The sequence below is a fragment of the Kiritimatiellia bacterium genome (assembly GCA_025054615.1).
GTDB lineage: Bacteria > Verrucomicrobiota > Kiritimatiellia > CAIVKH01 > CAIVKH01 > JANWZO01.
The window spans coordinates 1-12,779 of sequence record JANWZO010000034.1; the positions used below are offsets into that span (position 1 = coordinate 1).

7 protein-coding genes are annotated in these 12,779 nt (G+C 61.2%); all 7 read left to right on the forward strand.

Going from position 1 to position 12,779, the window contains the following annotated elements; all coding sequences use genetic code 11:
• A partial coding sequence (locus NZ740_10520; GenBank protein MCS6772433.1) for a hypothetical protein occupies nucleotides 1–229 on the forward strand: 229 nt, incomplete at its 5' end.
• 316 nt (nucleotides 230–545) lie between these two features.
• Complete coding sequence (locus NZ740_10525; GenBank protein MCS6772434.1) at nucleotides 546–2,294, forward strand: alpha/beta hydrolase-fold protein; 1,749 nt, start codon at nucleotides 546–548, stop codon at nucleotides 2,292–2,294.
• A gap of 197 nt (nucleotides 2,295–2,491) precedes the next feature.
• The gene (locus NZ740_10530) at nucleotides 2,492–3,526 is read left to right on the forward strand and encodes a LacI family transcriptional regulator (GenBank protein ID MCS6772435.1); all 1,035 of its coding nucleotides are present in this window, start codon (nucleotides 2,492–2,494) and stop codon (nucleotides 3,524–3,526) included.
• A gap of 18 nt (nucleotides 3,527–3,544) precedes the next feature.
• The gene (locus NZ740_10535; protein MCS6772436.1) at nucleotides 3,545–4,720 is read left to right on the forward strand and encodes a glycosyltransferase; all 1,176 of its coding nucleotides are present in this window, start codon (nucleotides 3,545–3,547) and stop codon (nucleotides 4,718–4,720) included.
• A 9-nt stretch (nucleotides 4,721–4,729) separates the two neighbouring features.
• Nucleotides 4,730–5,488 (forward strand): histidine phosphatase family protein, encoded by a 759-nt coding sequence (locus NZ740_10540; GenBank protein ID MCS6772437.1) that lies wholly within the window; start codon nucleotides 4,730–4,732, stop codon nucleotides 5,486–5,488.
• The gene (locus NZ740_10545) at nucleotides 5,485–7,185 is read left to right on the forward strand and encodes a cation:proton antiporter (GenBank protein ID MCS6772438.1); all 1,701 of its coding nucleotides are present in this window, start codon (nucleotides 5,485–5,487) and stop codon (nucleotides 7,183–7,185) included. Before NZ740_10540 ends, NZ740_10545 begins: the two co-directional genes overlap by 4 nt.
• A 156-nt stretch (nucleotides 7,186–7,341) precedes the next feature.
• Nucleotides 7,342–11,655: a right-handed parallel beta-helix repeat-containing protein gene (locus NZ740_10550; protein MCS6772439.1), complete on the forward strand. Its 4,314-nt coding sequence runs from the start codon at nucleotides 7,342–7,344 to the stop codon at nucleotides 11,653–11,655.
• Nucleotides 11,656–12,779 lie beyond the last annotated feature (1,124 nt).

Genomic DNA, 12,779 nt, shown 5'->3' on the forward strand with positions numbered 1-12,779 from the left:
AGGGTCGGGTTCCACCCCGACCGAAATCCGCGTCGCGGGTGGGACCGCGCCCTCCAAGGGAATCGGGGATAGCGGCGCGGGTGGAACGGCGCCCTCCAAGGCCTTCCCTTATGGCTCGCGCCTGCCTGAATTTGCGAAGCGGGATGCGGCGAAAGAGGGAGGTCTACAAATTCTCCAACTCGATTTGATCGCAGATATATTCGAAATCTGGCTCATTGAAGAAACTTGATAGAGGTCTATTGAATTTTGGAAGCCATCGCCTCTGCGTCTCGAGATCGCCCCGGATGTCGACGGTTCGCGCTAGATGCTTGGCCGCAGACGTCGGCCCCAACCCGGCTTGGAGTTCGGCATTCACCTACAGCACCCGCTAAGTAGCTCCGCCTTCTGCCTCGTTCGCTCGTCCTGACTCTTTCGACGTTCTCTGAGCGAAAACCGTCCTCCATGACTCATTTCTGTCGGGTAGCAAGTGGCCATTTTCAAGGGTGCGTTACAGATTCACAAATCGTCGCGCCAAACCCTCAGCCACCGGGTAAGATTGATTCGATATGAAAAGACATGCTTGTCTTCTCCTCGCCGCGATCGGATCGGTGAATGTAGCCGACGTGCGCGCGGAACCGGCCTGGAACCTTTATTCCATCGGTGTGGCCTGGACACAAAACGTAGGATTCGGGACGTCGGTATTCGTCGCCGGCAGCGCGGATTCGCTGGGCGCGTGGACGCCTACGGGTGCCGTCAAATTGCGCTGGACGCCGGGAAACGTCTGGACGGGCAGAGTCGCCATTCCCGCCGGCGCGACGACGGAATACAAATTCATCTGGCGCAGCACCGCTACGAACCGGATTTGCGATCCGTCGAATGTGACATGGATGCCGGATGTCTCGCCGACGCAACAGAACCTGGGCGCCTACGCCCCACCTGTGCCGCCGCCGCCCTATGCGGGCAAGACGATCTACTACCTGTCCGGACTGACGAATGTCGCCGTCGTGTACCGCATCGCAGGGACAAACTGGGGCGGGGCGCCCATGGAGCCCATCGGACCGGGTCGTGCGCCCGCGGAGTACCTCTATCGCGCTACGGGTATCGGCTCCGCCGGCGCCCCCTTGGAATTTGTCCTCAATGGATATCTCAACGGGACGCAATACTGGGACAATGCACCCGTGCCGAACCCCATCAATGGACTTCCGAATTACTACACTTTATTGGACTCGTTTGTTCTCCAGGACGGCCAGATCTACGACTACTTCCCGCCGCCTTCCCCGAGCGCGCCGTTCCTGTTCATCACGAATGTCAGCTCCACCGTGTCCGGAATTCCAAGCCGGACCATTCGGATCCGGCTTCCGCGCGGATACGTCCAAAATACGTGGAAGCGATACCCGGTGCTCTATATGCATGACGGCCAGAACATCTTCGATCCCGGCGGTCCGTTCGGTTCCTGGAGCGCCAACACGGCCAGCGACCGCGAAATCAGCCAGGGCCGCATGAGGGAGGTGATCATCGTTGGCATCGACAATGCGGACCGACGCGTCGAATACATCCCCGACGGAGATCGCTACAACGCAACCACCGCCATGGGTCGCGCTTCGGCGTATCTCCAATTCGTGGTGCAGAACGTCAAACCGACGCTCGATTATCATTTCCGAACGCTGCCCGACTGGCGAAATACGGGGGTCATGGGCTCCTCGCTGGGCGGGATCATCAGCATCTATTTCGGCTTTGAAACGAATGTTTTTGGCATCGTGGGGGCCATGTCGCCCGGCTTCGGGCGCGCGACCAATTACGCGGCCGCCTTTCCATCCAAACCCAAGCGCCCGTTGCGAGTGTATATCGACACCGGCACAAATGAGGGCCTTGTGGGCCAGCCGCCGGATACATCGTATTGGGAGCCGGTCCTCGCCGGATACGATGGTCTGCTGGCCCAGGGCTACACGCCGGGCATTGATCTAATGTGGAGTGCCGGATGCGGCCACGTCCATAATGAAGCCGCATGGTCAAATCGCCTGCCTGGCGCGTTTCGATTTTTGTTCCCTCCGACTGACGAACCCAATCGCCTGCAACACCTCGCGCATCCCCCCTCGTTCCGCTCGGTGGAATCCATCGGCTCCACTGCATTGATCCGGCACGATGCGATCGCCCGGCATGCCTACATCCTGGAATCTTCTGCCGCGCCGGACGGACCCTGGGATGCCATCTCAACGACCGCGCCATTCTCCGCCGCTTGGTCCTATCCGCTGGCAACCAGTTGGCTAGCTGCGCCGCAAGGTTTTTACCGGCTACGCGTCGAGGCCCGGCCCTGAGGTCTCGGCGACTGCGAAAAGCGGCGAAACCCGTAGCCCCCCCCGTTGTACAGGGTAAGGACCCACATCGGCTCTCCGCACGCTCCGCTGCGCATTTTTTTCCTGTTTCGCCCTCCCCTAGTTCGCAAACGAGAGCTGAATAAAAATTTGATGAAATTCTAATTGCTGAACCGATTAAGACATATAAGCTGAATTCCATGAACGCGCCCTCGAATGAAGGATCGCCTGCCTCGGCTCGCATCAAGAAGCCAACGATCACGGATGTAGCCCGTGCGGCTGGCGTTTCGCCAGCCGCGGTTTCTTATGTTCTCAATGGCCGTCTCAGGGAGGTTTCCCAGGCGACGGCTGAAAAAATTTTGCAGAAGGTGCGAGAACTCGGCTATGTCAAAAATCTCGCGGCCGCCTCGCTGACCGGGCAACGCTCGCGGATGCTCGCGGCCATTATTCCGCAAGTGTTCGATCCGCAGCACTCGGGCCCCGAACCGCCCATCAATCCGTTTTACGGCGAATTTCTGATCCGTCTCGAATATGAGGCGCAACAGCGCGGATATGCGGTCTGCTTCCACACGGGGCGGAAGGAGGAGACCGTGCAGTTCCTTCTGCAGCGGAACATGGATGCGGCGGTCTTCGTCGGCTTTTCGGAGGATGCCCTGCCCAACTTGCTCAAAAATCCGGGCATCCGGTGTGTGCTGTTCGATTCGGCCGGACACTTTCCCGCCCACGGCCACGTCCGCACCAACGAGCAAAAGGGCGGTTATCTCGCAGCCGAACGCCTCATCGACATCGGACGGCGCCGTCTGCTGTTTGTCGGCGGGAAACCCACCGGCGCGCCGGACGACGTAGTGTCCGAGCGTTATCGCGGCGCCCGCATGGCGTGCGAACTGGCCGGGGTTCAAATGGAGTTCCTCGAAACCGCTGTCACCTACGATGCCGGCCTTTACGCCGCGCAGCGGATCATCGACATGGCGGTCGACGGAGTGGTGACAGTGGCCGACGTCGTTGCCGCCGGCATTATCGACGGCCTCTCGCGCCTTGGCCGGAACGTTCCCGGGGATGTGGCCGTGATGGGCTACGACAACCTGCCGATTTGCCAATACACGCGGCCGCAGTTGAGCTCGATTGACCAGGGGCTTCGCGAAAAGGTGAGGGCCGTGATGGACCTTATCGAACACCCCGAGCCCGGAGCGGTTCGCATGATCGACCCGACGCGGGTGCTCAGGCAGAGCGCGTAGTCGCCAACGGGGCGCCTCATGGTGAAATTCCCCGACGCGTGGGCCGGCCTGAATGTGGCGCTAGCCCACGACTGGCTGACCGGGATGCGGGGCGGCGAAAAATGCCTCGAGTGGCTCTGCGCAGGGTTTCCCCGCGCTCCGATTTACACGCTGCTGCACAAACCAGGATCCGTCTCGCGGACGATCGAATCGCACGAGATCCGAACGTCCGTTCTGCATCGCATTCCGGGCATTGCCTCGCACTACCGCTGGTGGCTGCCTCTTTTCCCCTGGGCGGTTGAGCGTTTCCCGCCGATTGACGCGGCCCTACTCATCAGCACGAGCCACTGCGCCGCGAAGGCGCTCCGCGTCAAACCTCCAGGCAAACACCTCTGCTATTGCTTTACGCCGATGCGGTACGCGTGGACCTTCCACGACGAATATCTTGGCGCGCGCAGCGCCAAACGCGCCCTCGCCTCGCCGATCCTCGCGCGGCTCCGGGATTGGGACCGACGAGTATGCGACCGGGTGGACCGGTTCATCGGGATCAGCCGTCACGTCTGCGAGCGCATCCGCCGTTTTTACGGACGGGAGGCGGACCTAGTTTATCCTCCGGTGGACATTGATTTTTACACTCCGGGGAAACCGGAGGAACGGCGCGGAGAATTCGATCTGATCGTTTCCGCGCTTGTGCCATACAAGCGGATCGACCTGGCGGTCCGCGCCTACACACGCAGCGGCTTTCCCCTCAAGGTCGTCGGCGTCGGTACGGAGTCGCGCCGGTTGCGCTCCATGGCGGGCCCCCGCATTCAATTTCTGGGGTGGCAGTCCAATGAAACGATTCGAGACCTTTACCGTTCCTGCCGGCTGCTCGTGTTCCCCGGCGAGGAGGATTTCGGAATCGTCCCGTTGGAGGCGCAGGCGTGTAGCGCGCCGGTTGTCGCCTTTGCGCGGGGCGGCGCGCTGGAATCGCTAGTCCCCGGCGAAACGGCTGTATTTTTCGACGAACAGACCGAGGACGCGCTGCTTGCCGCCGTGGAGGCTGCCGCGGGCCGGCACTGGGATGCGGCGCGGATTCGTCGAAACGCGGAGCGGTTCGGGCCGCAGGCGTTCATCGACGGCATCGCGCGCAATATCGCTGAGTTGGTAGGCGAACCGTGCCCGAACGGAAGATGTGCTACGCAAGCGTTTGCGCGAAATTCGACAGCCTGCTAATCTGATTTTATGTGGTCTGCCCGCCGCTGGGTTCGCGTCCCAAGAAGGCACGCCTTTCGGGGCTGGCGCGCGGCTCTGCTGTTAACCATCTCGTCGCTCTTCGCGCTCCCCCTCGCGGGTCAAGCGCTCGACATCTTTATCGTGCGCCATGCCGAAACGCTGGCCAACGCCACCAAACTGTATACGGCCTTCAACCAGCGCCATTTCACAAGGGACGGGGCGCGTCAGATCGAAGACCTCACCCGCGCGCTGCGTCCCTACCGGTTTGACGCCATCCTGACGAGCCCGGCGTATCGCACCCTGCGAACGATTCAGCCATATTTGGTTGCTGCCAATGCGCAGGCCGAAATCTGGCCCGAACTCGATGAATGCTGCTGGCAGACCGACCCCGAACACGAATTGACACCGCCCGGGGACCCCATTCTGCTTGAGGAGGACCAGCGGCCCTATTTCGCGCTGCGCCCGGGCGCGGCGGAAACGTCACCGGGCGCAGAACGCTATGACGACGGAATTCGCCGCGTCCGTTGGGCAGCCGCGGAAATCTGGCGCCGCTGGGGCGGATCTGACGCGGTGATCCTCGTGGCGACCCACTATCATACCGGCGCTAAGCTGATTGAAACGCTGGCCGAATCGCTGCCCTCCGGCGGCGTGCGCCTGCAAAACGCCAAACTGACCCACTTGCGCGAGTCCGATGGCCGTTTCTTTATCGTGGGGCTGAACCTCGACGAGCCTGGGGCCGCCGCTCCCATTCGAGCGAGTCCTCCGTGAGCCGGCGCCACAGTGGGGTTCGGGTCGGAGCGGCCTTCGCGATGCTGCTGCTGGGAGCCGGGCCGGCCTGGGCTGGCGGCGATGGCGAGCCCTCCGGGATCGCGCTATTCGCGCTTCAACTTTCGACGATCCTAGTGGCCGCACACCTCGGCGGTGCGCTCGCCCGACGCGTGGGATTGCCCAGCGTGATCGGCGAGTTGTCCGCCGGACTTGTGATCGGCCCCTACGCGCTTGGAGGTGTGGATTGGCCGCTCATCGGCGCGCCTTTCCCGCGTCCGCCCGACAGCGGCGCCGATCCGCTGCCCGGCGAGATCCACCACATCGCCTCGCTGGCGGCCATCTTGCTGCTGTTTGTGTCCGGGCTAGAAACGGATGTCGGGCTGTTTATGCGCTACAGCGGGCCTGGTCTCGCTGTCGGCGTGGCGGGCGTGGTTGCCGCGTACGGTTTTGGCGCATCCAGCGCCCTTCTGTTCGGCCTTGCTGACAACTGGATAGCGCCGGTGGCCATGTTTTTGGGCGCGGTGTCAACCGCGACATCGGTCGGCATCACGGCGCGGCTGCTATCTGAACGCAGAAAGATGGATACGCCGGAGGGCGTCACGATCCTTGCTGCAGCGGTGCTGGATGACATTTTGTGCTTCGTGCTGCTGGCGGTGGTCGTCGGAATCAGTCGTTCCCAGTTGATGGACGCTGCGTTCTCTTGGAGGGAGATTGGACTGACGGCCGCGCGGACGATCGGCTTCTGGGTGGTTTTGGCAACCGGCGGGCTTTTGCTGGGCCGGCGTGTGGCGCGTCTGATGAAAGCGCTCGGCTCGCATGAAACTATTGCGATGGTCACATTCGGCCTGTCGCTGATGCTGGCGGGGATCAGCGAGCGGATGGGCGTGGCCGCTATCATCGGCTCCTATACTGCCGGGCTCGCACTTTCGCGCAGCGACCTGGCAGATGTGATTCGAGATCGGCTCCATGGCCTCTACACGGCGATCGTGCCGATTTTCTTCTGCTCGTCCGGCATGATGGTCGACCTGCTATCCCTGAAGGGTTCGATCGCCGCGGGCCTGGCTTTCACCCTTCTGGCGATTCTCTCGAAGGTGTTCGGTTGCGGGTTGGCCGCGTTTTTGACGGGCTTCAATGCGCTGGGCGGCTTGCGGGTCGGGGTGGGGATGATGCCGCGCGGGGAGGTCGCGCTGATTGTCGCCTCGCTGGGCCTGGCGCAAGGCGTGTTGACGGCGGAGCTGTATGGCATGGCTGTGCTCATGGCGATTCTCACCACGCTGTTGGCGCCGCCTGTGCTGGGACCACTTCTTTCGGAACGGAGCGGCTTGCGGCGCGGACAACGAGAGGGCTCGCCGGGAGGGGAAACGGTTTCCCTCGACCTGCCCCGGCACGACGTGGTCGAGCTGTTGATGGGGCGATTCGTGGAGGCGCTGAGGCAGGAAGGATATCTGGTTCAGCCCCTACCCGGCGAAAACCTCTTTCGAGCGCGGCTCGAGGACCGCGTTATGACCATATCCCGCGAGGGCACCCGTCTGATGGTCACAGCCTCCGCGGGCCAATCTGCCTTCGTGCGCTACCTTCTGCTCGAAGAGGTTCTCGAGCTGCAGGACATGCTCGACGAGTGCCGCCAAAAGGGAAGCCTCAACGCGATGAAAGACTTCCTGATCCGCGACGCGATGCGAATCGAGCCTATCGACTAATTCCTACGCAGCCCACGCGAACCTCGCCGTGCCGATACGCTGAACCCATGACAAGCGGCGGGGGGCCGTGTATCAATAGCAGCGGCACAGAGCGGCCTGAGGTTGAGATCTCCGGTACCGCCTGTATCTGTTCCTGTTTCTGTTGAGGAGCAATGCATGAGAGCGGGCATCGCATGGTTTTTGCTCGCCGCGAGCCTTTGCGCGGCCGCCGATTACCACGTGTCACCGGATGGCGACGATAATAACGACGGCCTCTCCCCGACGTCAGCCTGGCGCTCCATTGAATATGCGATCAACCGAGTAAACGGCGGCGACACGGTTTGGATCCATGACGGCACCTACCGCGGCCGGGTGACTTTTACCAACACAAACGGGAGCGCATCCGCACCGATCACGATCGCCGCGTACCCCGGTGCGTCCCCGGTGCTCAAAGGATCCATCGTCATCACCAATTGGATTCAGGATGGAACACTGTGGTACACGCCGCATACGGTGAATTGCCAGCAGGTGTTTTATAACGAAATGCCGCTCATTCAGCTCGGCTGGCCCAATGAATACACCTCGCAACGCGCCTGCAGTTGCGGTGACTGGTTTTACCTGCCGCACGGCTACCGCTGCATCCACATCCCGGCCGGCATGTTTCCCATCGATGTCGGCGATCCGCGCACCAACATGCCGCCGGGATCTTTTTATTACCATGCCGCATCGCAACGATTGTATGTCCGGCTCCCCGGCGATGCGCCGCCGACGAATTACCTGATGGAAGCCAGCGTGTCACTGGGCGTGTTCTACGACGAATCGCCGGTGGGCTACCTTCGCGTTCGCGGTCTCACCTTCAAGCATGGCAACACACTGACCTATATCCCGATGGGTTGGCCGATCGTTCTGATCGGCCTCAACGGAATCATTGAGGACTGCATCATCGAATGGGGCGATGTCACCGGCCTCACGCTCCGGCACAATTCCCAGGCGCTGCGCTGCATCATCCGAAACAATGGAATGCTCGGGATAAACTGCAACGCATTTACAAACATGCTCATCCGGGAGTGCATAGTCGTCAGCAACAACTATCGGAGCTTCCATCCCTCCTACTCCGGCGGGATCAAGATCATTCCTTTCGCTGGAGCCACCGTCGAACGATGCGAAGTGGCATGGAACAACGGAAACGGCATCTGGTTCGACACCAATGTCGCCGGCCATCCGAACTACGTGCTGAACAACTATGTCCACAACAATTTCATCTGGACCAACCGCGCGTCAGATTCCACCTATCAGGTGACTGCCGGCATCTACATCGAATTCACGGAAAACGCCCACGTCCTCAACAACATCGTGATCAGCAACGGGGCGGTCGGCATCCACCTTTCCGCATCGCGAAACACCCGCGTGGAAAACAACCTCATCATGCACACGCGGGGCAACCCCGGCGGCCATCGCGCCTATGCCTCGCTGCTCATGCACAACCCGCAGCCGGGCTACCCCGTGGTCAGTAACCGGCTGTTCAACAATCTTATTGTTTCAAATGCGACGGACTACGACATCATCGCTCATGCGCCCAACAATCAGACGGTCTTCGACAACCAGATCGACCACAACCTGTATTTCCGTGGATCGGGAGCAGGATCCGTTTTCCCGTCCAGCCCGTTTGCCGCGGCTTATCTCGGTGTCGGAATCTATAATTCCTTCGCCGCTTGGAAATCGGCGAGTGGATTCGACACCCACTCCAAGACCAACGCGCCGTTGCTGGGCCCCGACCGCCGGCCGCTGCCCACGTCGCCGGCCATTGATGCAGGCCTGCTCACACCGCTGCTGACGACCGATTATGACGACAACCCCCGCCCGGTGGACGGAAACGCCGATGGACTTGCGGCGGTTGATATCGGGCCTTTCGAAAGGATGGCATCGGGTGCTGTCGTCTATGTAGACGCGGCATCTACAAACCCGACACCTCCCTACGCGTCCTGGGCAACCGCGGCAACCAACGTGAATGACGCGTTTGCCGCCGCATCGGCCGGCTCAGCCATCGCAGTACGTCCCGGCGTGTATCCGCAGTCCGCGCCGCTGGTCATCACGCAGCACGTGGCGATGGTCGGCATCGGCACTCGCGAGAATATTGTGCTTCACGGCCAGTCGAGCGTGCCGGTGCTTCGGCTGGTCGCCTCAAATGCCATCGCAAACAATCTATCGCTGGTGGGCGGCTTCTCGTCAGGCGATGGCGGCGGAGCCATCGTCGGGCCGGGCGCCATTCTCCAGAATGCCAACATCCTACAGTGCTTCGCCTTCGCAAAGGGAGGCGGCGTCCTGGCCCAACCCGGATCGATCGTCCGGCGCGTCCATATCGCGAATTGCAATGCAGAGGATGGCGGCGGCATCTACGCCAATTCGCCCCGGGAACTCAGCCACGCGGTGCTTCGGAGCAACGTCGCCACTCGCCGCGGCGGCGGCCTGTACCTGCAGGGACCGGCCACCAGTTGGTGGATCCGCGCCGAATCCTGTACCGCCTACGAATCGGGCGGGGGGGCCTATGCAACGGCCGGTTCCCGCCTGATGTACTCCACCTTGGTGTCCAACCGGGCCGGTCGAGGGGGAGGTGCGTTCCTCACTGGAGGCGCAGAAGTCTTTCGCGCCTCAATCGAGAAATGCAGCGCGACCAATGACGGAGGCGGCGGCGCATATCTCGATGGCGCCTCCGCGCTGGCCGAAAGCCGCCTGATTCACAATTCCGCCCTCATCGACGGCGGTGGCGCTCTGGCGGACGCGAACAGCCTCGTCATCAACTCGGTCTTCCACGATAACCAGGCGGCAGGGGGCGGCGGCGCTCTGGCACTGCGCGGGGGAGCTATCGCCCAATTCGTGACTGCCGCAGCCAATAGTGCATTTGAAGGCGGCGGCCTCCATGCCGATGGATCGGCCACCCGCGTTTACAACTCCCTCTTCTGGAGCAACCAAGCATCTGTCGCCGGAACCGAGGACGCACACCTTCGAGCGGGGGCACTTGCAGAACAGGTCTTGGCCGGCGCACAACTGGACGGCACAAACAATATCACCGGCGATCCGCTCTTCATGGGTTTCGCTGCGCGCGACCTGCGCATCCGACGCGGATCCCCTGCAATTGACCGCGCTGTTTGGATCGCCGGCATCACGAACGATTATCTCCAGAAAACCCGCTCGGCAGATGGCGACGGCGATGGTCTCGTCTTGCCCGATCTCGGTGCCTATGAAAATCACCAGCTCCGTTTCGTCAATCTCCACAGCCCCTCACCCACTGCACCCTTCCTTACCTGGTCCACTGCCGCGCAACAGCCGCAGGACGCCATCAACGCGTCAATTGACGGCGACGTGATCCTCGTAGCCTCGGGTACTTATAACGTCGCGAATCTTCGTGTGACTCGCGGCATCACGCTGCGCAGCACTGCCGGGCCCACACAAACGATTTTCAACGGCAATAATTTGTTCAGGGTCCTCCTGCTGGCCCACCCGTCCGCCGTGGTGGAAGGATTCACGCTGCGGAACGGCCTTGCAGATGCGGGGGCCGGCGCCTACGTGAGCGCAGGGAAACTCTCTCGCTGCATCATTGTCAGCAACGTCTCAAACGGCGCGCTCGGCGGGCAATTCACCTATGTGCCGATCATCCCCTTGTATTATTGCCGTGCCGGATACGATTCCATGATTCACGAGGGCGGCGGCGGGGTGGCCGTCCTGCACGGCGGCACGCTTGAAAACTGCCTCATTTATGGCAATTCCGCCGTCCACGGTGGAGGCGTCGTGAGCGTCAACGGGGGGCATCTGCGCCACGTCACCATCGTCCAAAACTATGCGGCCACCGGCGGCGGATGGTACGGGCGCAGCGGCAGTACAATCCACAACTCGATCATTTACGACAATCCCTTGGGATCCAACTATGTCGAAACCGGCACCGCCGCCGTGTGGCAGGCCGTCACCTCCTGGCCCCTTCCACCGGGCGTAGACCCCTCCGACGCAGACCCGCTTTTTGAAGATCCCGCCAATGGCGATTTCAGACCCGCGCTTGGATCGCCCGCCATCGATAGCGCTACCGCGAGCCCGTCGCTCACGCTCGATCTATTGGGTCGGCCCCGTCCTCTCGATGGCAACAACGACTCCATCGCGCGCGCCGATCGCGGCGCTTACGAAAGAATCCATCCCGACTCCGATACCGACGGGGACGGCATGCCCGACGCCCATGAGTGGACCGCCGGCACCGGCTTGACCGATCCTGCAAGTTTCCTGGCCATTCAAACCATCTCAGAAGCTAATGGCTCGGTGGATGTCCATTGGCCGTCGGCAGCCGGACGCCTCTACACGCTGTGGATTTCCACAAACCTGATGACCGGTTTTGAAATCGCGCGGACCAATCTCGTCGGCTACCCCGCCATTGTGGAAACGTTGACCTCCCCCACCAACCGGGAATTGTTCATCGCCGTTTCTGTCGAGGGGCCATCACCAGACTAAGGCAGCGTAGTTCTCCTGTCCGGCAAAAAGTTGATGGAGGGCGCGGTTCCACCCGCGCCGTTGATGGAGGGCGTCGTTCCACCGGCGCCGTTCATGGAGGGCCCGGTTCCCCCCGGGCCATTATCGCAGATTCCCGTGGATGGCCCGCTTCCACGCGGGCCGGATAACGCCGGCGCGGACCTCAATCTTTTCGAACGCGGGCGAGGTGGAACTCGCCCCTCCACATACGAACGCGTTGGAGGGCGCCGTTCCACCGGCGCCGTTCATGGAGGGCCCGGTTCCCCCCGGGCCTTTTGTGGCTTTTCTGCGCACGAATGTTTGATTCAAAGGAACGCCTCGCCCCACAAATCCCGACCGCCGCGCAAAGGGACGAGATCTACACGCGGCGATACGACTTGGGATCATTCCGGAATCGGGTGCGGAAGGTCTAGGTGAAGCCGAGTTTCATGGCCCATTCAGCGCCGGAGTTCCATATTCCAACAACGTTTTTTCAGTCCGCGCCACGGGTCCATTCATCGGCCCCAATCGCTTTTCGGCCGCCGATCCGACAACGGCGTCGCCCCGCCAAAGGTGGCGGTGCGTGTTTGATGCTCGTCCTCGCGCGAAGCGTCCACGATCCATCGCCAGAGCGCCGTTTACAGGCGAGCGCTTGATGCGAGACCCGATGCATGTTCGGCATTCAAAATGATGCACCGTGTCTGCAGGATTTTTTGCGCGACCGTGCGTCGTCGCAACGCCGCGCAGACGCTTTCGCTACGCCAAGGAGACCTTTGGGGAAAGGAAATTCCGGACGGCCGCTAGTTTGCAGCTCGCCGTAATCCGCTACATATCAAAAGGTTATACAAATTGCGTACCGGGAAAAATTTTTTGCAAAATTTTTTCGCCTACGTATTGACACGTAGATCGCCTACGTGTAGTCTCATAGTCAGAAAGTAGAAAAATTTTTCTACTTTTCCTGTAGACATGGAACAAAAGCTTGTGTAAAAGATATGGAGAAATTCATGAAAAGAACTCTTGCCATAGTAGCCGGTTTGGCAATGCTCGCCACAGGCGCACTCGCTCAGACGAATGTCGTCTTGAGCCGAAACGCAGTTGGATATGTACGAATTAATCTCATTGCAACG